This window comes from Labrys sp. Lb11 (genome assembly GCF_057554225.1).
In genome coordinates this window covers 79,102-100,058 of record NZ_BAAJOT010000006.1, presented here as the reverse complement: position 1 = coordinate 100,058, position 20,957 = coordinate 79,102, and the positions used below count along the sequence as shown (strand labels likewise).

Annotated in this window: 12 protein-coding genes; 7 read left to right on the top strand and 5 right to left on the bottom strand. The window is 69.7% G+C overall.

Annotation, left to right across the window (positions count from 1 at the left end; translation table 11 throughout):
- Nucleotides 1–194: 194 nt before the first annotated feature.
- The 4 genes from AC27L4_RS22410 to rtcR form a co-directional block, all read right to left on the bottom strand.
- Nucleotides 195–5,375: an alpha-2-macroglobulin family protein gene (locus tag AC27L4_RS22410; RefSeq protein WP_487144594.1), complete on the bottom strand. Its 5,181-nt coding sequence runs from the start codon at nucleotides 5,373–5,375 to the stop codon at nucleotides 195–197.
- Between the two features lie 353 nt (nucleotides 5,376–5,728).
- Nucleotides 5,729–7,174, bottom strand: coding sequence for a flagellin N-terminal helical domain-containing protein (locus AC27L4_RS22405; RefSeq protein ID WP_487144593.1), 1,446 nt, complete (start codon nucleotides 7,172–7,174; stop codon nucleotides 5,729–5,731).
- Nucleotides 7,175–7,278: 104 nt separating this feature from the next.
- A complete protein-coding gene (locus AC27L4_RS22400) occupies nucleotides 7,279–8,490 on the bottom strand; it encodes a trans-sulfuration enzyme family protein (RefSeq protein WP_487144592.1) in 1,212 nt (403 codons plus the stop codon).
- Between the two features lie 262 nt (nucleotides 8,491–8,752).
- Nucleotides 8,753–10,345 carry an RNA repair transcriptional activator RtcR gene (gene rtcR, locus AC27L4_RS22395; RefSeq protein WP_487144591.1) on the bottom strand — a complete coding sequence of 531 codons (1,593 nt, stop codon included), beginning with the start codon at nucleotides 10,343–10,345 and terminating at the stop codon, nucleotides 8,753–8,755.
- A gap of 201 nt (nucleotides 10,346–10,546) precedes the next feature.
- Between rtcR and AC27L4_RS22390 the strand changes: the two genes are divergently transcribed.
- From AC27L4_RS22390 to AC27L4_RS22360, 7 genes are all read left to right on the top strand, one after another.
- Nucleotides 10,547–12,103, top strand: coding sequence for an RNA-binding protein (locus tag AC27L4_RS22390; protein WP_487144590.1), 1,557 nt, complete (start codon nucleotides 10,547–10,549; stop codon nucleotides 12,101–12,103).
- A gap of 358 nt (nucleotides 12,104–12,461) precedes the next feature.
- Nucleotides 12,462–12,959, top strand: a complete 498-nt coding sequence (locus AC27L4_RS22385) for a hypothetical protein (protein WP_487144589.1) — start codon at nucleotides 12,462–12,464, stop codon at nucleotides 12,957–12,959.
- 1,465 nt (nucleotides 12,960–14,424) lie between these two features.
- A complete protein-coding gene (locus AC27L4_RS22380) occupies nucleotides 14,425–14,988 on the top strand; it encodes an RNA 2'-phosphotransferase (protein WP_487144588.1) in 564 nt (187 codons plus the stop codon).
- Complete coding sequence (locus AC27L4_RS22375) at nucleotides 14,985–16,241, top strand: RtcB family protein (RefSeq protein WP_487144587.1); 1,257 nt, start codon at nucleotides 14,985–14,987, stop codon at nucleotides 16,239–16,241. Before AC27L4_RS22380 ends, AC27L4_RS22375 begins: the two co-directional genes overlap by 4 nt.
- 36 nt (nucleotides 16,242–16,277) lie before the next feature.
- Nucleotides 16,278–17,309 (top strand): RNA 3'-terminal phosphate cyclase, encoded by a 1,032-nt coding sequence (rtcA, locus tag AC27L4_RS22370; protein WP_487144586.1) that lies wholly within the window; start codon nucleotides 16,278–16,280, stop codon nucleotides 17,307–17,309.
- 93 nt (nucleotides 17,310–17,402) lie between these two features.
- A complete protein-coding gene (locus AC27L4_RS22365; protein WP_487144585.1) occupies nucleotides 17,403–18,668 on the top strand; it encodes a COG3904 family protein in 1,266 nt (421 codons plus the stop codon).
- 110 nt (nucleotides 18,669–18,778) lie between these two features.
- Nucleotides 18,779–19,993, top strand: a complete 1,215-nt coding sequence (locus tag AC27L4_RS22360) for a UPF0149 family protein (protein ID WP_487144584.1) — start codon at nucleotides 18,779–18,781, stop codon at nucleotides 19,991–19,993.
- 54 nt (nucleotides 19,994–20,047) lie between these two features.
- Here AC27L4_RS22360 and AC27L4_RS22355 read toward each other — a convergent pair whose 3' ends face one another.
- The gene (locus AC27L4_RS22355; RefSeq protein WP_487144583.1) at nucleotides 20,048–20,947 is read right to left on the bottom strand and encodes an NAD(P)-dependent oxidoreductase; all 900 of its coding nucleotides are present in this window, start codon (nucleotides 20,945–20,947) and stop codon (nucleotides 20,048–20,050) included.
- Nucleotides 20,948–20,957 lie beyond the last annotated feature (10 nt).

Sequence of the window (20,957 nt, the reverse complement as noted above, 5' to 3'; positions counted from 1 at the left end):
GCTTGCACCACCGTCATGCCATGCCGGCGAAGCCGGAGCCCTGCCCGCCGCACCCCATCCGACCCGACTTCGTCGGGCCACCTTCCCCAACTTCGTTGGAGAAGGCTTGTCTGCGCCCGCTCCTGCTCCGAACCAGCCGCCCCAGCCCCATTCCCTGCCGGAAGGGGGCACGCGCGCCCTGTTCGCCAGCCCGCTCACTTCTCGACCACCGTCACGGTGCCGGTCGCGCCGCGGGCGGAGCGGTCGGGCCGGTACATGTCCTCGACGCTGGCGCCGGGATGGACATAGCGGCCGGGCGCCACCGCCCGGACCATGTAGGCCACCTTGGCCGCATCGTCGCTGAAGGCCGCGACGAAACGGTCGTCGCGGAACTCGGCATGGCCGATATCGGTGAGGTCGGAAAGCCAGGGCAGCTTGCCGGCGTTGCCCGAGCCGACCAGGTTCGGGTTCTCGATCTCGAAGCCGGCGGGCAGCGGGTCGACCAGCAGGAAGTTGCCGGTCTTGTCCTCGCCCGTCGGCCCGGCCGTCAGCACCACGACCAGGCGGGTGTTCTGCTTCACCGTCGCCGGATCGACGGGCTGGCCGCCCTGGGTGAAGTATTGCCGGGTCAGCGTCATGCCGTTCGCGGCCGCCGGCTCCGGCACCTTGGGCGAACCGGACGCGGCGACCACGGCGCGCAGCGGCTCCTCGCCGTCATTGGCGACGGTGAAGGGCTTGGCCAGCGCGGTCTCGCGGAACACCCGATAGAAGGCGCCCTGCTGCGGCTCGCCGTCGGCGGTGACGCGGATGGCACGCGCCTGCGCCACCAGCGAGCGGGCGGCCAGCACCATCCAGGTCATCTCCTGGGTGGAGGCGTGGCGGCTCTTGGCCCGCTCGTCGGCGATCACGGTCGCGGCCGCCTTGATCACCGGCACGCCGGCCCCGCTGTCGCCGGCGAGCGCCACGATGGCGGCGGCATCCCGCAGCACCGAACCGTAGTCGGAGCGGCTGGCGCGCTCGGTCTCGCCGGCCTGGGAGGCCAGCGCCTCGCCGGCCGAGGCGAAGGCCTCCTCGGCCCGGGTCTTGTCGCCGAGCATGCCGAGCGCCGCGGCGATCTGGGCCCGGGCGAGCGCGGTGCCGAAGGCGCCGATCTTGGTGTCGGCGAAATATTTGAGGTCGCCGGCCGGGGCGCGTCCGGCCCGGGCCAGCGTGTAGAGCGCATAGGCGATGTCCTCGCCCTTGCCGTCCTCGACCTCCGGCGCGTTGCCGACCCGGTTGCGCAGATAGTCGACCGCATTGGTCAGGGCCTGCTCCGGCACGGCGAAGCTCTTCTCGCGAGCCCGGAGCAGGAAGTCCGTGACATAGGCGGAGAGCCAGAGGTCGCCGCCGTTCGCGTCCCACAGGCCGAAGGCGCCGGAGGCATCCTGACGGGCGAGCAGGCGCTGCACCGTGTCGGCGAGACGCTGGTTGACGTCACCGTCGATATCGATGCCGGCGCCGCCGAGCTCGCTGAGATAGAGCAGCGGCAGGGCGCGGCTGACCAATTGCTCGGAGCAGCCATAGGGATAGCGGTCGAGATCCTTGAGCAGGCCCGGCACGTCGAGATCGGTCAGCGGGCCGACCGAGAGCGACACGGCGCCGGTCCCGGGCACCATCTCGGCAAGGAGATCGGTGCTGAGCGCGATCGAGCCGCCCCTGGCCGCCAGTTCGCGCACCGTACGGCGCGTCACCGGCGGATTGGGCGGCAGCACGCCGAGCACATAGGTCTGGTCGATCGAGACTCCGCCGGGGCCAGCGAGCGTGGCGACGAGGCGCGCCGTGCCGATGCCGGAGGCGGTGATCGGGATGTTGACCGGCGTGCGCGCACCGGCCTCGCCGATGGTGACGGTCTGGTAGAGCGCCGCGGGCTCCGCGGCGATCGGTCCCTCGACGGTAACGGCGAGGGTGTAGTCTCCGGGCGGCGCCTCGGCATTGAGCAGGTCGAGGCGGAAGCGCGACTGGTCGCCGTCCGAGAGGAACCGCGGCAGCGTGCCGGCGATGACGACGGGATCGCGCACGATGACGTCGGCCGAGGCATGGCCGACCTTCGTCGGCGTCCAGGCCACCGCCATCACGCGCACGGTGCCATTGAAGGCGGGGATGTCGAAGGACACCTGCGCCGTGCCGTCAGGGCCGACCTCGACGATGCCGGAGAACTGCGCCAGCGGCGCCTGCGCCGGCGGCGAGCCCTGCAGCGTGTCGGCGCCGCCGTCGCCGCCCGAGCGGATGCGGCCGCGCGCGCCCTGCATGCCATCGATGAGCTGGCCGTAGAGGTCGCGCAGCTCGGCCGAGAGCCGCTTCTGGTCGAAATAATATTTTTCCGGCTCCGGCGGCTTGTACCCGGTCAGGTTGAGGATGCCGACGTCGACGGCGGCAACCGTGACATAGGCCTTGTCGCCGGCGGCGAGGCCGTCGACCTTCACCGGCACGGTCAGCGCCTGGCGAGGCTTCATCACGCCCGGCGGCGACAGGGCCACCTTGAGCGTGCGCTCGCTGCGGTCGATGCCGAACCAGGCCAGGCCGATCAAGCGCGTCGGCATGCGCTTGGCTTCGACGTCCATCGGCCGGAACTGCGTCACCACGACATAGGCGCCCGTGCCCCAGTCGCGGCCGACCGTGACCGGCACGGTGGTGCCGCCTTCGGGCACGTCGACGAGGCTGGCGGAGAACAGCCGGTCGCCGACCACCTCGACGCTGGCCTTGCCGGCGAAGCGCGCATCGATCTTGACGTTGAGCGTGTCGCCGGATCTGACGCTGGTCTTGTCCAGCGCCACCGGCAGCGTGTCGGGCGTGTCGGCCTTGGCAGCGGTATAGTAGCCCGCCGAGAAGGTCCTGCTGGCTGGTTGCTGTCCGTCGGCGACGATCTCGAGCCGATACTGGCCCCAGTCCACCGGAGAGGACAGCGCGGCCGGCTTGTCGGCGGCGATGTCGAGGGTGCCGCCGGCGATCTTGCGCGCCGAGGTCACGGCCTCGTAGGTCCAGGAGCCGTCGGTGGAGAACCATTGATAGGTCGTGGTCAGCTTCTTCAGCGACCAGGTCACGCCCTTGGCGGCGATGCGCCCGCCGGTTGGATCGATCGCGATCAGATCGAAGGTCGCCGGTTCCCCCTCGCGCACGCCCTCGCTGCCGAAGCTCGCCCTGATGCCGAGCAGCGGCTTGGCCGAAGCGACCGGCAGGGTCAGGCTGCGCTCGACGCCGCGCCCGCCGGGCTCGCGCATGCGAATGGCGAAATCCGCCTTCAGGGGCCGCGTCGTCGTCGGCAGTTCGGGCAGCGGCACGGTCAGGTCCGCATGTCCCTTCGCATCGGTCTGGGCAAGGTTGTCGATGGTGTTCTGCACCGCATCGACGCTCTCGTCGGTCAGGCCGAAGGCATAGTCCTTCCACTGGGGGAAGGGGGCGTCGTCGACCGAGACCGACACGTCGCCTTCGAGGTCGAGATTGGCGGCGGGGGCACCGAACAGATAGCGGCCGTCGACCACGAGCCGGGCGCCGGCGTCGGGCGAGACCCGCTCGACGCTCGCCTTGAGGTCGAACTCGATCCGGTCTGGCACATAGTCCTCGACCAGGAACGAGGTCTCGCCGACGGGCGAGCCCTTGGGATCGGTGAAGGCCCGCACCCGCCAGGTGCCGCCGGCGGCCGACTTGAGCAGCGGGATGTCGAGCACCCGCCCGCCGCCGCCCTGGTCGCTCAGCACGTTGCGCGAATATTCGACGCCGTCGGGGCGCTCGACCACCAGCGTCACCGGCGCATCGGCCACCGCGTTCGCCTTCTCGTCGCGCAGCAGCACGGCGGCATGCACGGTCTCGCCGCGCCGATAGACGCCGCGCTCGACATAGACGAAGGCGTCGATCGCGCCCGGCGGGTCGCGGCCCGAGACGCCGCGGTCGGTCAGGTCGAAGGCGGGCTGGGTGATGTCGATGAACCCGTAGTCACCCTTGGCGCCGGAGGCGACGACCAGCGCCGGCTCCAGGCCGTCGCTGCCCTTGGTCAGGCCGGCATCGAAGGCGGCGACGCCGTCGGCGTCGGTCTTCGCCGTGCCCAGCACCTCGTTGTTGCGGGCGAGCAGGCGTACCTCGACATCGGCCAGAGGCGCGGCCGAGGCGAGCGAGCGCACGCCGACATGCAGGCCGTCCTTGCCCTTCAGCGTCGACAGGCCGAGGTCGGACACCACGAACCATTGCGTCGCCCGCTCGGCATAGTCGTCCGCGGGCTTCTCGGCCGGCTGGGCGGTCATGACATAGAGGCCCGGCTCGATCTTGCCGAGCGCCTCGTCCACCGGGAAGGCGGTGGTGACGTCCTCGTTGAGCGGCGCGGCCGTCTCCAGCGTGCCTTCCCAGACCTTCTCGCCCTTGGTGCGGGCGATGTCGGAGGCCTGCTCGCCATAGAGCTGCTGCAGGAAATTGGCATCGATCACCGCCGCCGTCAGGCTGCGGTCGCCGATGCGGTAGAGCGCCAGCTTGGCCTGCTTCGAATTGACCGAGACCACCGGCACACCGTTCTGGCCGGTACGCGGCAGGACATAGCTCTTGCCGGCGAAATGCACGGCCGGCGAACGGTCGCGCACATAGATCTGGTACTCGGCATCCTTGGCGAGCGGCTCGTCCACGGCCGAGGGCAGGCCCTGGCGGGCGGTGATGGTGTAGCGCGCGCCGTGCTTCAGGCCCTCGACGCACAGCTTGGTGCCCTGGACGGTGACGGCCGTGACCGGGCCGGGGTCCTGGGTGAAGTAGGGCGCGAAGTCCGTCACCGTGTTGTCGGGCGGATCGGAGAGGTCGAAGCAGATGCGCGGCTGGGCCGCGTCGCTCTCCACGGTGTAGTCGCTGATGCGGAAGCCGTGCTCGTCGCGCAGGTCCTCATAGGCCTTCTGCACCGACTCGTCCGGCACCAGCGCGAGGCTGGCCTTGTAGGCGTTGAGGGCCGGGCGCCAGTCCTCCTTCTTGGCCAGGGCCTGAGCGACGAGGTCGAGGCTTGCCGCCTTGTCTGCCGGATCGCTCGACAGGCGATAGGCCAGCAGCGCTGCGCCGAGCGCCTTGTTCGGCAGTTCGTAACCGTCCTGGTCGTTCAGCGGCTCGGCCTCCAGCAACTGGCCGGCGAGCTTGGACCAGAGGCCGCGGTCCTGGGGCGAACGGGTCAGGACCTGCTCGATCACCACAGCGGTGTTGCGGGCATTGCCGGCCGCCTCGGTGGCGGCGAGATCCTTCTGCAGCTGAGGCAGCGTCTTGGTGACCGACTTGGCCAGGGTGGCGAGGCCGCGCTGATAGTCGCTCACCACCCAGTCATAGCGGTCACTCTGGAACCCCTTTGCCGCCAAAGCATTGGCGGAAGACATCAAGACGACGAGCAGCGCGGCCAGCACCGCCTGCATCCAGCCGGAGGGGGAGAACGCGAATCGGGATCTGGGATTGGCGCGCCGGGTTGCGCCGACGATTCGAGAATCGGCCCGATGAGCTTGACCGGAAAGGCGTTTCTGGCGAAGCGCGGCCCCCGCCAGCCCGGGACAAGCTTGCGCGGCGATCATGGCAGTCTCCTTGCCGAATGCATATGCGCGCGCCGTTGCGGCGCGCGGCGCGGTTCGGGGGGAGACTAAGGGGAGGCTTGGCCGGCCGCAATCGACGGCGGCAAGAATCCTGGCGCCCCGTTACCTCGGGAACAGGCGCCGGCGTGCCGGCGCCGAAGCGCGGCCGGGCCAGCGCCGAAGCGCGGCCGGGCTCAGCGCAGGAACTGCAGCACGGCCTGGTCGGCCTGCGAGGCGAAGGAGAGCGAGGTGGTCTGCAACTGCTGGCGGGTGTTGAGCGCCAGCAGGTTGGCGCCCTCCTCGTTGGTGTCGGCCAGGGTGAGCTTGTCGGCGCCGACCTGCAGGGTGTTGGTCAGCGCCTTGGTGAAATCCTCGCGGTTCTGGACGATCGACAGCTTGGAGCCGAAGGCGGCCGCCTGCGAGCGCAGCTTGGTCAGGGCGTCGGTGAGCTGGTTGAGGCGGGTATCGAGCGCGTCGTCCGAGCCGAACTCGTCGACGGTCGCCGAGGTGATGCCGAGCGTGTCTGTGCTGACGCCCTTGGGATCCTTGGACTGGATCGTCAGGCTGGAAGTCGAGCTCTCGTTGAAGTTGAGCTTCAGCGTGTCGCCGCGCAGCAGGTTGACGCCGTTGATCGAGGCGTCGTCGGCGAACTTGTTGAGCTGGTCGCGGACTTCGTTGAACTGGGCCACCAGGTTCTGACGCACCTCGTTGCCGCCGACCGTCCGGACACCGGCGGAGCCGTCCCACTGGCCGGAGCCGGCATTGAAGCCGGCGACGGTCAGATCCTTGGTGTAGTCGTTCTCGATGCGCAGCTTGCCGCTGTCGTTGGAAGCGCGGACCTGGCCCTTCAGCTTGACGTTGGAATTGATGGCGTCGACGATCTCGTCGACCGATTTCACGGCGCTGTTCACCGTCGGAACGATGGTCCCCGAGCTCAGGCCGGTGGCGGCCTGTATCGCGGCGCCGGCGGTAACGGTGAGGTTGTTGCCCGCCGCATCGGTCAGCACCAGCCTGGTACCGCCGGCATCCTTGGAGGCGACGACACCGCCGCCGGCGGCGGCGTTGATCTTGGCGATCGTGGTGTCCAGCGTATCGGCGGGGGTGATGGAGACGCTGACGTTGGCGCCGCCGTTCATGTCGTCGGCGCGGATCGTCAGGTTGCCGGCCGAGGCCGGCGCGGCGAAGGCCGTCGTGCCGGTGACCGAGGTCGAGGCGTTGAGCGCGATCTTGACGGGAGTCGTGCCGACGCCGCCGCCGGCGATGGAGAGCGACTTGACCGCGGCCGTGCCGATGCCGGCCGGATCGAGAGCGTAGGAGGCGTTCTTGTAGGACTTGTCCTGGCGGGCCTGGCGGACGGTGGCCTGCAGCGACTCGATCGAGGTGGTGATGGAGCTGATGCCGTTGTCGGCCGCCTTCAGCGTCTGGATGCCGTTGGAAATGCCGTCGAGCAGGCTCTTGAGGTCGTTGGAGCGGGCCGTCAGCGCCGCCGCGGTGAAGAAATTGGTCGGGTTGTCGAGGGCGGAGTTGACCTTCTTGCCGGTCGAGAGCCGTCCCTGCACCAGATCCTTCAGCGCGGCCGTCTGCTGCAGGTTGAGGAGGTTTGCGCGGACGCCTGCCGAAAGAGTGATGTTCGAAGCCATGATCGTCTCGCCGGGGTGACCGTCCTTCTCCGTCCAGGTCTTGATGAGGGACGACCCGTAAAGATGTAGTTAACCATGACGGCGCCGGTGTCGAAATCCCGCGATCAGCCGACGGACTCGCCGGCCGCATCGAGGGCGGCCTCGATGTCGTCGAGCAGATCCTCGGTGTTCTCCAGCCCGACGGACAGCCGCACCAGGCCGTCGGAAATGCCGTGCCGGGCTCGCTCCTCCGCCCCGTAGGTGGCATGGGTCATGCTGGCGGGATGCTGGACCAGGCTTTCGGCATCGCCGAGGCTGACGGCGCGGCTCACCAGCCGGAGCGCGTTCATGAAGGCGATGCCGGCGGGAACGCCGCCCCTCAGCTCGAGGGCGACGAGGCCGCCGCCGGCCGACATCTGGCGCCGGGCGATATCATGGCCGGGCGAGGCCGGAAGGCCGGGGTAGGCGAGCGATTCGACCGCCGGATGGGCTGCCATCATTTCGGCGATCGTCCGCGCCGAGGCCGAATGCTGGCGCATGCGCAGCTCCAGCGTCTTGAGGCCGCGCAGCACCAGGAAGGCGGTCAGCGGCGACAGGGTGGCGCCGGTGAGATAGCGCAGGCCGTGCGCCCGGATCTCCTTCACCGCGGCGGCCGGTCCGACGAGGATGCCGGCCAGCAGGTCGCCGTGGCCGCCGAGGTACTTGGTGGCGGAATGGATGACGAAATCGGCGCCGTGCTCCAGCGGCCGCTGCAGGATCGGCGTTGCGAAGGTGTTGTCGACGACGGTGAGCGCCCCTGCCCGCCGGGCGATCCGGCTGACCGCGGCGATGTCGATGATGCGCAGGTTCGGGTTGGCCGGCGTCTCGAAATAGACGGCCCGGGTGCCCGGCGTGACCGCCCTTGCCACCGCGTCGAGGTCGGTGAAGTCGACGAGCTCGACCGTGACGCCGAACTTGCCGACGCCGCGGGTCAGGAAGGCGAAGGAGTTGCCATAGAGGATCTTGTCGGCGACGACCCGGTCGCCGGCCTTGAGCAGCGTCCAGAACAGGCAGCCGATCGCGGCCATGCCCGAGGCCACGGCCAGGGCGGCCTCCCCGCCTTCGAGGTCGGCGATCCGCTCCTCCAGCAGGCCCTGCGTCGGGTTCCTGGTGCGGCCATAGACATAGCCCTCGCGCTGGCCGCCGAAGATCTCGGCCCCCTGCTCCGCCGTCTCGAAGGCATAGGTCGAGGTCATGTAGATCGGCGGCGTCAGCGCCCCCTGCGCCGTCGCCGGGTCGTAGCCCAGGTGGATCGCCCGCGTCGACGGCCCGTGCCGCCGGTTCCGCCTGGTCGCCATCACGCACTCCTTGCTTCTCGGGGATCGCAGCCGCCGCGCGGGCAGTCCGGCGTTCCGCCCCCGACGGTTCATGCCGAGCCGCCGGCCCGGCCCCCTTCGTCGATCCAGTATTCCGCGTCGTGCCGCCGACACGGCGATCGGAATCGCGTCGGAACGACGACAGTAGAGCAAAGCGTGTTTCGGAGGAAACGCGCTTTGCTCCAACTCCTTGTTTCGACGCGTCTTTGCGACTTGACACGATTCCGTCAAATCGCAAAGCGCTTCAGCCGCCGCCCACCTGCCGCCAGTCCAGCCCGAAGCGGGCGAGATATTTGCGCAGCCGGTCGGCATCGTTGGCGCTGGTCTTCTGGGCGCGGGAGGCCGCGAAGAGCGCGCGTCCGGCGGCGCTCAGCGAGCCGTGCCGGCGGCAGACGCGCACGACCTCGGCGAGCTGGACTCGGTCGAACAGGTCGAGCGCCGGGCGCCCGGGGCCGAGCAGGCCGTCGAGCAGCGCCCCGTCGTCGTCGCCCGCCGGCCTGGCCCACAGGCGGCGCAGGCGCTCGATCTCCTCGTCGACGATGGCCTCGTTGATGCGCCCTGACGGGGCGAGCGTCGCCATGCGGGTGATCGAGGCGCCGAGGTCGCGGAAATTGGCGCGCCATTCGGCCTCCGGCGCCATGGCGAAAGCGAGGTAGCGGTCGCGGGCCTCGCGGTTGAAGGCGACCTGGACGCCCTCGGCCTTGGCGTGGCGGCGCAGCTCGAACTCGATGTTCGGCTCGATGTCCTCGCGCCGCTCGCGCAGGCTCGGCAGGTCGAAGGTCCACAGGTTGAGCCGGGCGAGCAGGTCCTCGCGGAACCGCCCTGCCGCCACGTCCCCGGCGAGATCGCGGTTGGTGCCGGCGATCAGTTGGAAGTCGCTGGCGACGTCCCGGTCGGCGCCGACCGGCGGAAAGCGCTTGTCCTCGATGGCGCGCAGGATCATCGCCTGCTCGTCGGCGCCGAGCTCGCCGATCTCGTCGAGGAACAGGATGCCGCGGTCGGCCGAGCGCAGCAGGCCGGCCCGCTCCTGCAGCGCGCCGGTGAAGGCGCCCTTGACGTGGCCGAACAGGGCGGACATGGCGCCGTCGCCGCGCAGCGTGGCGCAATTGACCTCGACGAACAAACCTTCGACCTGATGCCGCGATTTCTTCAGGTCGTAGATGCGCCGCGCCAGCTGCGACTTGCCGGCGCCGGTCGGCCCGCACAGCAGCAGCGGCGCGCGCGAGCGGATCGCCACCTGCTCGATGCGCTCGATCATCCGGTTGAAGACCTCGCTGCGGGTGGCGATGCCCGACTTGAGGAAGGAGGTCGCCTCCTCCGTCTCGACCCGGAAGCGGGTGGCGATGCGGTCGTAGCGAGACAGGTCGATGTCGATGGTGCCGTAGCCGCCGACGCCGCCGTCCTGCCAGCGCTTGGGCGGCGTCAGCTGCAGGATGCGCGCCGGGATGTAGTGCGCCTCGATCAGCAGGAACCAGCAGATCTGGGCGACATGGGTGCCGGTGGTGATGTTGACGAAATAGTCCTCGCGCTCGCGCTCGAAGGGATAGGCGCGGGCGAAGTCGTGCAGGGCGCCGTAGACCTCCTCGAAATCCCAGGGATCCTTCAGGTTCATCAGGTGCAGCCGGACCTGCGTCTCCGGCGAGACCTGGGCGATGTCGCGGGCGATCCGGCCCGCCAGGGTCTCGGCATGGGCGTCGTGCAGAAGCTCCAGCCTGTCGACCAGGAAATCCTCGTGCTGGCAGAGCGCCACGGTCGGCCGCCAGCGCTGCCAGCGGCTCTCCCATTTGCCCGCATCCATGGTGGTGCCGAGAAAGCCGATGACGACGCGGCGCGGCATTCGCTCTGATCCTATTGTATACACTCCTATATCAGTATCTCGATTTTCTGGATCTGTCGATGGAGGGTAAACAGCGGCGGAAATCGCCATGAAAAAATTTATCGATAAAATTCAATGTCTTATGAAAAAATTGAAGCACGCCTGCGGCACTTGGCACGATCCTCGCTGATATCGCCTCGTACGACAGTCGAGGAGGCCGCCATGGCCAACAAGTCCATCTTCGCGTCCTTCGTGGGGCGCATGCTGCCGGGCGCGACCGCCCGCAACCATGAGCGGGCGCCGGCCTATGCGTTCACGCCGAAGCACCGGCTGGCGCAGCTGGCGATGACGGGCGCCATGAACGGCACCTTCTATGCCGACGCGCAGGCCCAGCTCGCCGACGTGCTCGCCGCGGCCGCCGAAGTCGAGCCGGCCTTCATCGCCCGGCTGGCGGTCTATGCCCGCCGGAAGGGCCACATGAAGGACATGCCGGCCGTGTTGACCGCCCTCCTGTCGACGCTGGCTTCGCCGGAGTTTCCGGCCGTCTTCGCCCGCGTGGTCGACAATGGCCGCATGCTGCGCAACTTCGTGCAGGTGATGCGGTCGGGGACCGTGGGACGCAAGTCGCTCGGGACGCGCCCGAAGAAGCTGGTGCAGGCCTGGCTGGAGACTGCCTCGGTCGCCGAGATCCTGCGCGCCTCGGTCGGGCAGGATCCCTCGCTCGCCGACGTGATCCGGATGGTGCACCCGAAGCCGGCGGACGCCGCGCGTCGGGCGCTCTACGCCTGGCTGATCGGGCGGCCCTACGACGCCGGCGCCCTGCCGGAGCCGGTGGGCGCGTTCGAGGCGTTCAAGCGCGATCCGCGCCTGGCGGTGCCGGACGTGCCGTTCCAGATGCTGACCGCGCTGCCCCTCACCGGGCAGCACTGGGCGGCGATCGGGCGGCAGGCCGGCTGGCACATGCTGCGCATGAACCTCAACACCTTCGCGCGCCACGGCGCGTTCGAGGTCGAGGGATTCGCGGAGCATGTCGCCGCGCGGCTCAAGGATCCGCAGGCGATCCGCAGGGCCCGGGTGTTCCCGTACCAGCTCATGGCGGCCTACGCCATGACGGGCGGGGTGCCCAGGCCGGTGCGCGAGGCCCTGCAGGACGCGATGGAGGTCGCGGTCGCCAACGTGCCGGCCCTGCCCGGCCGCGTGGTGGTCTGCCCGGACGTGTCTGGGTCGATGGCTTCGCCCGTCACCGGCTACCGCAAGGGTGCGACGACCTCCGTGCGCTGCATCGACGTCGCCGCCCTGGTGGCGGCCTCGGTGCTGCGGGCCAACCGGTCGGCGCGGGTCATCCCGTTCGAGCAGGCGGTGGTCGATATCGACCTCAACCCGCGCGATTCGGTGATGACCAACGCGACCCGCCTCGCGGCGGTGGGCGGCGGCGGCACCAATTGCTCGGCGCCGCTCCACAAGCTGGCGGCGGAGCGCGCCGCGGTCGACCTCGTCGTGTTCGTCTCGGACAACCAGTCCTGGGTGGATGCGACGGACCAGCCGCAGCGCGGCACCGCGATGATGCAGGCCTGGGAGGCCGTGCGGGCGAACAACCCGAAGGCCCGGCTGGTCTGCATCGACATCCAGCCCTATGGCACGACGCAGGCGCAGGAGCGCCCGGACATCCTCAACATCGGTGGTTTCTCCGATGCGGTGTTCGAGGTGATCGACGCCTTCGCCAGGGGCGAGCTCGGCGCCGACCGCTGGGTCGGCGAGATCGAGCGGATCGAGCTGTGACGACAACGGCCGGGGGGAATGCTCCCAGGACTCCATCGGGTTCGTGGACGGTCCGGCGACGGATACGCGCGAGCGCCTGCTGCGGCAGGGTTGTCCCGGGTTCCCTCGTCCCCCCGGCCCTCTCCAACGATCGTGGCGAATGCATGCGGGACTCCATTTTGCCCACCATGAGGAGCGCTGGCGGACTGGCACCGTCGCCCGGCTCACCGTTACCGGGAGCTCACTCTCGCACCCTTCGTCGCCACGGCCGGCGAACAGGATTGATGCGGCATGACGAATGCCGGCGGAACCACACCAGAGAGATTGAACCCCGGCGGGCCGCGGTCCGAAGCGGCGCCGGGACCAAGGCAAGAAAAAGATGAAACAACTTGAATTGACACCTTTCGACCCCGGCGACCTCAGCGAACTCGACGAGTACCGTCATTGGGGTGATCCGATCGAGATCAACGTCAGCTATCACCTCGTGGAGGGGGATAGCCGCGGCATCCTCGTGATCGGGTTCGATGGGGAGTACCATTTCGGCTGCAAGGGAAATCCGGATGCGGAATTCATGTACGCGGCAGCCGTCATCGGCGTGAAAGCGGCCGACCCCTCCTCCGTCATCTTCGACTTTCGCAATTTGATCTATGTCTGGGGCGACCTGCTGGACTTGGTCTACACCGCTGTTCCCTATCCAGGCGGCGATCAGCACGGGCTCGCGGTCATCGTCGGCGAGCGTTGCAAGGAGGCCGTCCTCTCCCTGGCGCTGCAGTTCACGGACGAGCCGGTTCCGTGGATTCACGAGAGCCTGGAGGCGGCCTATGACTTCCTCGCCGGCCGCCAAGGTGCCGGCGGAGCTGGACAGTTGTCGCACTAGCAGGCTGCTGAAAAAGTCCCCGATGTACCCGGTTCGATTCGGCTTCGGACTCATTCCGATTGCGGCACGTCCCGTGAACAAAGCAGTTTTTCAGCAGCCTGCTAGGCCGAAAGATTCGAAACGGCATGACGAATGCCGGCGAAACTCCACCAATGGCGGGTTCGACTCCCGCGGGCCGCGCTTGCTCGCGGCCTACCGTCTCGGTTGGGAGACTTGATGCGCCGAGCCGGCTTTCGAGCCGTCGAAGCGTTCGTTTCGCCACTCTCGTCGTCATGGCCGACAGGCGGGCGCGACCACCATGTCGGCAGGCTGCCTCGGGCAACCCGCCGATGGACACCGCAAAGGGAAAGGCCGCGACGAATGCCGGTGGAACTCCATTGGTTCAACCCCACCCGGGCCCACCTTTCACGGGCTCGTGCTCCGATCTTGGAGGAGCAGTGGTTTCGCCAACCTCGTCGTCGCGGCCGATCCCGCGACCGCAGTCATTGAACAAACTCCGCTGCCGCGCGACTGAGGCAAGGCAGCGCTACCGAAGGACGGGGACCGTGACGATGTCTCCTCGAACGACCGAAAGCCCGGCCTGAAGCGGCCGGCGCGGGAACGACATGACGAATGCTGGTGGAACTACATTCGCATTGGCCAGGTCGCGGGTTCGAATCCCGCCAGGCGCAAGCCTGTAGCTCAGCGGGTAGAGCAGGCGCGCCGAGCCGGCCTCCGGGTCGGCAAGGCGAGAGTTTCGCCGATCTCGTCGTCATGGCCGACATCGCGCCGGCCGCGAGCGGGACCAGAATCAGGATCGCGACGAATGCCAACGGAACTCCATTGTAGGTTCAACTCCAACCGGGCCGACCTCCATGCCGGCCCGCGCTCCGACGGGGAGCTGAGGTTCCGTCCACTCTCGTCGTCGCGGGCCGGTCATCGCGGAACGTCGATCCATGGGCGAGAACCGCCGCATCGACTCGTGTGGCAGGAACCGGGAACGACGGGGCGACGACGAAAATACGAACGGCGCCGCCTCGGCCTGGAATGACCGGCTGAGGGGCGACATGACGAATGCTGGTGGAACTACATCACCGATGGCTTGGTCGCGGGTTCGAGTCCCGCCGGGCGCAAGCCTGTAGCTCAGAAGGTAGAGCAGGCGTTCCTCCGATCTCGTCGTCATGGCTCCCCACCACCACATCGAACCGGTATGCCGCGCGCCGGCGGAGAGCGGGCGGCGCACCCGATACACCACGGAAAGGAACGCGGCTGCGACGAATGCCGGCGAAACTACAGAGCTGTCACCTCCAGGATGCGGGTTCGAATCCCGTCGGGTCCACCATCCGCGGGCCCGTAGCTCAATCGGATAGAGCAAGTGTTTCGCCATCTCCTCGTCGTCGCGGCCGTCATCGCCGGGACGCCCTGCTCCCGGAAGGGGCCGGGCGTCCCGGCAGCGCCAGACATGCGTGAAAGGCCAGAGAGAACCATGTCCCACCTCGGCAAATTCCTGAGCTACATCCTGCGCCACACGCCCGACAGCGTCGGCCTGTCGCTCGACCCGCAAGGCTTCGCCGCGGTCGACGAGCTGATCGCCAGGAGCGCGGCCGCCGGCACCGTGTTCGACCGGGCGATGCTGCTGGAGACGGTCGCGGCCGATGCCAAGCAGCGCTTCACCCTCTCCGCCGACGGCGCGCGGATCCGGGCGACGCAGGGCCATTCGGTCGCGGTCGATCTCGGGCTCGCCGCGCAAGCGCCGCCGGATCTGCTCTATCACGGCACGGCGTCCCGCTTCCTGGCGGCCATCCTGGCCGAGGGCCTGAAGCCTGGCTCGCGCCGGGACGTGCACCTGTCGGGCGATCCGGCGACGGCGCTCGCCGTCGGCCGCCGTCACGGCCGGCCCGTCATCCTCAAAATCGATGCCCGCGCCATGCACGGCGCGGGACACGCCTTCCGTCAGGCCGACAACGGCGTCTGGCTGACGGACGTCGTCCCACCCGCCTTCCTCGGCCAGATGCCGAGCCCGATCCCGCCCGCACAGAACGAGACATGACGATGACGGATCAGCGCAACTATGACTTCCTGAGCGAGGCCTTCGACGCGGCCCGGACGGCGCGCGCCGCGCCGGTCAAGATGTGGACCCGCGGCGTGCCGGTGGACGAGGCTTCCAAGCAGCAACTGCTCAACACCGCCGGCATGCCGTTCATCCACAAGTGGCTGGCTGTGATGCCGGACGTGCATTACGGCAAGGGCTCGACCATCGGCTCGGTCATCCCGACCGTCGGCGCGATCATTCCCGCCGCGGTGGGCGTCGACATCGGCTGCGGCATGATGGCGGTGCGCACCTCGCTCTCCGCCTCCGACCTGCCGGATACGCTGGCGCCGATCCGCACCGCGATCGAGCAGGCGGTGCCGCACGGACGCACGGCCGGCCGCGACGGACGCGACAAGGGCTCCTGGGGCGAGCTGCCGTCGGCCACAGAGACGGCCTGGTCGCGGCTTGCGGCCGGCTTCGACGCCATCGTCGCCAAGCATCCGAAGCTCGCCAAGGCCAACACCGCCATCCAGCTCGGCACGCTCGGCACCGGCAACCATTTCCTCGAGATCTGCCTCGACGAGGCGGACCGGGTCTGGTTCGTGCTGCATTCGGGCTCGCGCGGGGTCGGCAACGCCATCGGCACCTACTTCATCGAGAGGGCCAGGGAGGAGATGCGCCGCTGGCATATCGACCTGCCGGACCGGGATCTGGCCTATCTGCCGGAGGGCACCAGCCAGTTCGACGACTATGTCGAGGCGCTGGAATGGGCGCAGATCTATGCGGCGACCAACCGCCAGGTGATGATGCAGCATGCGATCGAGGCCGTCCGGCCGCTGATCGCCAAGCCGTTCGAGGCGCAGCTGGAGGCGATCAACTGCCACCACAACTACGTCGCCCGCGAGCATCATTTCGGCAAGGACGTGTTCGTGACCCGCAAGGGCGCGGTGCGGGCGGCCGAGGGCGTGATGGGCATCATCCCCGGCTCGATGGGCGCCAGGACCTTCATCGTCCGCGGCCGCGGCAACCTCGAAAGCTTCTGCTCGTGCTCGCACGGCGCCGGGCGGGTGATGTCGCGCACCGAGGCCAAGCGCCGCTTCACCCTGGCCGACCACGTCGCCGCCACGGCCGGCGTCGAGTGCCGCAAGGACGAGGCGGTGATCGACGAGACGCCCGCGGCCTACAAGGACATCGAGGCCGTGATGGCGGCGCAGGCCGATCTCGTCGAGGTCGTGCACACGCTGCGCCAGATCGTCTGCGTCAAGGGATGAGCGGGTGGGCCGCCGCAAAGAAGACAGGAAATGGGAATGATCGACATCAACGGCGCGCAGGGCGAAGGCGGCGGCCAGATCCTGCGCACGGCCCTGGCGCTGTCGATGGTGACGGGCAAGCCGTTCCGCATCGACGGCATCCGCGCCGGCCGCGCCAAGCCCGGCCTGCTGCGCCAGCACCTGGCCGCGGTGCGCGCCGCCGCGGCGGTGTGCGGGGCCGAGATCGTCGGGGACGAGCTCGGCTCGAAGCGGCTGATCTTCCATCCCGGCCCGGTGGCCGCCGGCGCCTACGAGTTCGCCGTCAACTCCGCCGGCTCGACCGCCCTGGTGCTGCAGACGGTGATGCTCCCGCTCGCCCTCGCCGGCGGCGCCTCGCGCCTCGTGCTGCGGGGCGGCACCCACAACGGCCAGGCGCCGCCCTTCGAGTTCCTCGACCGGGCGCTGCTGCCGGCGCTGCGGCGGATCGGCTACGACATCCGCGCCGAGCTGCATCGCCCGGGCTTCTATCCGGCCGGCGGCGGCGAGGTGCATGCGACGATCGCGCCCGTGGCGGGACCGCTGCAGCGGCTCGAACTGACGGAGCGCGGCGCGGCGCTGAGCCGCCTGGCCGAGGCGGTGCTGGCCAACCTGCCCGCCGCCATCGCCCGGCGCGAGCTCGACACGCTCGGCGCCGAACTCGGCTGGCCGGCGGACGAGTTGCGGCCGCGCAGCGAGGCGGCCGATGGCCAGGGCAACGTGCTCTGCGCCACCCTGGCCTTCGCCAACGTTACCGAAGTCTTCACCGGCTTCGGCGAGCGCGGCCTCTCGGCCGAAGCCGTGGCCAGGACCGTCGCCGGCGCGGTGCGGGCCTATCTGGGCACGGGGAGCGCCGTCGGGCCGTTCCTGGCGGACCAGTTGCTGCTGCCGATGGCGCTCGGCCGCGGCGGGCGCTTCACCACGGTCGAGCCGACGCCGCACACGCGCACCAACATGGCGGTGATCGGGATGTTCCTGGATGCCCGCTTCGACGCGGCCACGACCGGCGACGGCAGCTGGCGGATCGAGCTGCCCGACCTGCGCGGCACATAGACGATGCGGGATGCATTGACCACTTGCATAACGCATGGGAATGGCGTGGAATGCCGGCGGGATTGGGGAGCGCGTCGATCGGACGGTGCGTCCATGCGCAGTGCCATCGTGGTGCTTGCTCTCCTCCTGTTCAGCCTTGGTCCCGCCCCGGCAGCCACACAGCCGGCCAAACCCGAGGAACCGGCGATGCGGGTCGCGCTGGTGCGCAGCAACGAGGCCGGTTGCGAGCCACGATGCGCCACCTGGATCTCGGCCGAGGGCCGGATCACCGGCGAGACGCTCGCGCAGTTCCGCCGCGTGCTCGGCCGCAAGGACGTCGGCAGGCCGCCGGTCGTCGTCACCTCCGGCGGCGGCGACCTCGACGCCGCCATGGCGATCGGGCGGCTGATCCGGGCGCGCCGCCTCGACGTCGTCGTCGGCCATACCGACATCGCCGCCTGCGCCGCCAAGGGCGGGGACTGCGGCGGCGGCCTTGGCCTGCCGGGCTCGCCGTCGGGCCGACGCGGCTATTGCGCCTCGGCCTGTTCGGCCATCCTGGCGGCCGGCGCCGGACGCTTTGTCCCAATCGGCGCCCTGGTCGGCGTCCATCAGGGCGTGCGGATCGCCACCTTCATCCGCTACAAGCGCACCTATTCGATCCGGCGGCGCCTCGTCGGCGGCGTTCCGGTCGAGGCCAGCCGCCGCCTGGTGAGCCAGAAGGAGATTGCCAGCCAGACCCGCCGCATCCCGTTCGATCAGGCCTATCGGGACCGGATCGAACACTATTTCCGCGGCATGGGCATCGGCGATGCCGTCGAGACGCTCGCCGAGACGGCGACGCCCGCCTCGATGCACTGGATGACGCGCGAGGAGCTGAACGCGACCGGTCTGGCCACCGGTCTTCTCCCGCCGCGAGGCGTCGTCCTGCCGGCCGCGGCATCGGCGGCGGAAAGGCCGGCGCGGCTCAACGCTCTGGGCCATGTCGTTGCCGGACGGTATCGGGACATGAGCATCGATCTGTTCCTCGCCTTCTCCTGGGAGCGCGGCTCGGACCAGTTGGCCGTCGCGATGTCGACGCTTGCAGGAGCGGGCGCCGTGCCGCCCGACCAGCTCGCCGTCTCGCTCTGGCCGGTCCCCGAGGTGGGGGCATCGCTCGCTGCAGCGGACGGCGAGCGCCGCACCACGCTGACCGGCGTCCTGGCGAAGGCGGTGTTCTGCAAGCTGGTCGACGACCCGTCGCTGAAGATCGACCTGGCGCCGGCGAAGGACGCCCGCGACGTCATGGGCGCGGCCATCTCCATCAATGTTCTGTCCTTCGACGACATGCTGCCCTTGCTGAATGACGCCTGTACGGCGGGCGCCGTCCCCGCTGCACACTGACGCGGCGAGCCGTCGCATCCGTCAGGCCTGCGAGCGGAATGGCCGTGCTGCCGGCTGGCCTCGGTGCCCCGAACATCGTAGACGGGCGCGACGCATATGAAGGCACGGACATGTCACAGAACACATCCAGCTCGGGCGCTGACGCAGCCATGGCCGGCGCCCGCCTCGAAGCCGTGCTCGACCTCTCGCAGCCGCTCGCCAGGCTGGCGCAGGCGATCGACTGGCGTGCCATCGAGGCGCAGTTCGGTCCCGCCTACCAGGATGAGACCGGCGGCGCGCCGGTGCCGACGCGGCTGCTCGCCGGGCTGGCGATCCTCAAGGCGATGGACGACCGCGACGACGACGAACTGGCCGGGGACTGGGCCGAGAGGCCGTACTATCAGTATTTCTGCGGCGAGCGGGACTTCCGCCACGACACGCCGTTTGACGGCGGCTTGCTGCGGCGCTGGCGCGTCGCCGTCGGCAAGGAGCGGCTGATGGCCCTGGTGCGGGATGCCCTCGGCCTCGCCGAGACGGTCGGGGCCATCGAGCCGTCCGGCAACGGCGGAACATCGGAAGACGAGGCCGGCGACGATCTTTCCGCGCGGCTCGCCGATTTGAGGCTCGAAACCATCCTCTGGACCCGGTCCGGAGCGGGCGCGGGCGGCAGGGCCGAGAAGCTCCCCGGCCGCCTGAAGCTGCTCGGCAAGGACCTCCTCGACCTGGAGTTCGACGAGGCGATGCTGCTGACCGATCTCGACGGGTTCGTGGCGGGGCTCGTGGTCTCGCCGGTGCCGGTGCCTCCGGCCGAATGGCTGCCGATGGTCTGGGCCGGCCGGGCAGACGATGCACCGGGTTTCGAGCGCACGCGGCAGGCGGAGAAGCTGGCCCGGCACGTGATGGAGCACCATGCCGCCGTTGCCGCGGCCCTGGATCACGGCCAGGGCCGCTATGCGCCGGTGTTCGATCTCGATCCCCGGAACGGCGACGTCCTCTGGGAACCCTGGGCCGACGGCTTTGAGAAGGCCATGGAACTGCGCCCCGACGCCTGGGAGGCCTTGGCCGAGGCGGACGCGGCGACGCGCTCCGCCTTCGAGACCTTGTCGAAACTGGTGCGGATCGCCACGGTCGCAGGCGACGTCGAGGTGCCGGGGCGGGACGACCTCGTCGCCCGCGGTCCCGACCTGATACCCGCCTGCGTCGAGGCCCTGCACCGTTGGAGGGCAAGCCGACCGGCCCCCGAAACGGCGGAGACGCCGATGCCGCATTTCGGCAAGATCGGCCGCAACGATCCCTGTCCATGCGGCTCGGGCCGCAAATACAAGAAATGCTGCGGAGCCGACTGACGGATCCTCCTGCCGAGAACCGGCGCCCCTCGCGAGCCGCAGCCCGGGTGCGCTTCAGCCGCTCGGCATCGCCCCGGGCCGTTCGCGCGCCCAGGCCTCCAGGAGTTTCATCACGCCGGTGATGTCCTCGGCCTGGCCGAGGCTCGATCGTGCCTGCCGCCAGTTGGCGTCGGCGGCTTGGAGCGCCGGCGCGGTCACGCCGGCATCGGCGGCAAGAGCGACGGCGATGCCGATGTCCTTGCAGAACAGCTCCAGGCTCTGGCCGAAATCGAAGGTCCGCGGCAGCACGTGGCGCGGCAGCTTGACGTCGACCGCATGGCTGCGGCCGGAGCCGTGGCTCCACACGTCGAGCATGGCGCGCGGGTCGAGGCCGAGCCGCTCGCCGATCAGCAGCGCCTCGCAGGACGACCAGAGCGTGACGGCCGACAGATAATTGTTGAGGGCCTTGAGCGTGTGGCCGGCGCCCAGCGGCCCGACATGCCGCACCGTGGCGCACATCGGCGCCAGCAGGCCGGCATGACGCTCGGCCAGGGCCTTCTCCCCGCCGACCATCGCGGTCAGCGAGCCGTCGGCGGCGCCGGCCATGCCGCCGCTCACCGGCGCGTCCATCAGGCCGATGCCGAGGGCTTCGAGCTCGCGGCCCAGCGCCAGCGTCGCGGCCGGCGTGGCGCTGGTCATGTCGATGACGGCGTCGCGCCGGTGCGGCCCGCGGCAGGCACCGTCCTCGCCAAGCAGGGCTTCGCGCACATGCGCCGCCGTCGGCAGCATCGAGATCACCACCCCGCCGTCGAGGTCGCGTCCGGAAGCGGCCGCCGGCACGCCGAGGGCGCGGAACGGCGCCAGCGCGTCCTCCGACAGGTCGGCCACGGCGATCGACACGCCGGCCTCGTGCAGGCGCCGCGCCATCAGCCCGCCCATGCGTCCGACGCCGATGAAGAGGACTTTGTCCGTCATGGCCCCGCTC

Excerpts from the sequence above, each read along its gene's own strand:
- AC27L4_RS22405 (WP_487144593.1), bottom strand. The coding sequence starts at position 7,174 with ATGGCTTCGAACATCACTCTTTCGGCAGGCGTCCGCGCAAACCTCCTC.
- AC27L4_RS22400 (WP_487144592.1), bottom strand. The coding sequence starts at position 8,490 with ATGGCGACCAGGCGGAACCGGCGGCACGGGCCGTCGACGCGGGCGATC.
- rtcR (WP_487144591.1), bottom strand. The coding sequence starts at position 10,345 with ATGCCGCGCCGCGTCGTCATCGGCTTTCTCGGCACCACCATGGATGCG.
- AC27L4_RS22390 (WP_487144590.1), top strand. The coding sequence starts at position 10,547 with ATGGCCAACAAGTCCATCTTCGCGTCCTTCGTGGGGCGCATGCTGCCG.
- AC27L4_RS22385 (WP_487144589.1), top strand. The coding sequence starts at position 12,462 with ATGAAACAACTTGAATTGACACCTTTCGACCCCGGCGACCTCAGCGAA.
- AC27L4_RS22380 (WP_487144588.1), top strand. The coding sequence starts at position 14,425 with ATGTCCCACCTCGGCAAATTCCTGAGCTACATCCTGCGCCACACGCCC.
- AC27L4_RS22375 (WP_487144587.1), top strand. The coding sequence starts at position 14,985 with ATGACGATGACGGATCAGCGCAACTATGACTTCCTGAGCGAGGCCTTC.
- rtcA (WP_487144586.1), top strand. The coding sequence starts at position 16,278 with ATGATCGACATCAACGGCGCGCAGGGCGAAGGCGGCGGCCAGATCCTG.
- AC27L4_RS22365 (WP_487144585.1), top strand. The coding sequence starts at position 17,403 with ATGCGCAGTGCCATCGTGGTGCTTGCTCTCCTCCTGTTCAGCCTTGGT.
- AC27L4_RS22360 (WP_487144584.1), top strand. The coding sequence starts at position 18,779 with ATGTCACAGAACACATCCAGCTCGGGCGCTGACGCAGCCATGGCCGGC.
- AC27L4_RS22355 (WP_487144583.1), bottom strand. The coding sequence starts at position 20,947 with ATGACGGACAAAGTCCTCTTCATCGGCGTCGGACGCATGGGCGGGCTG.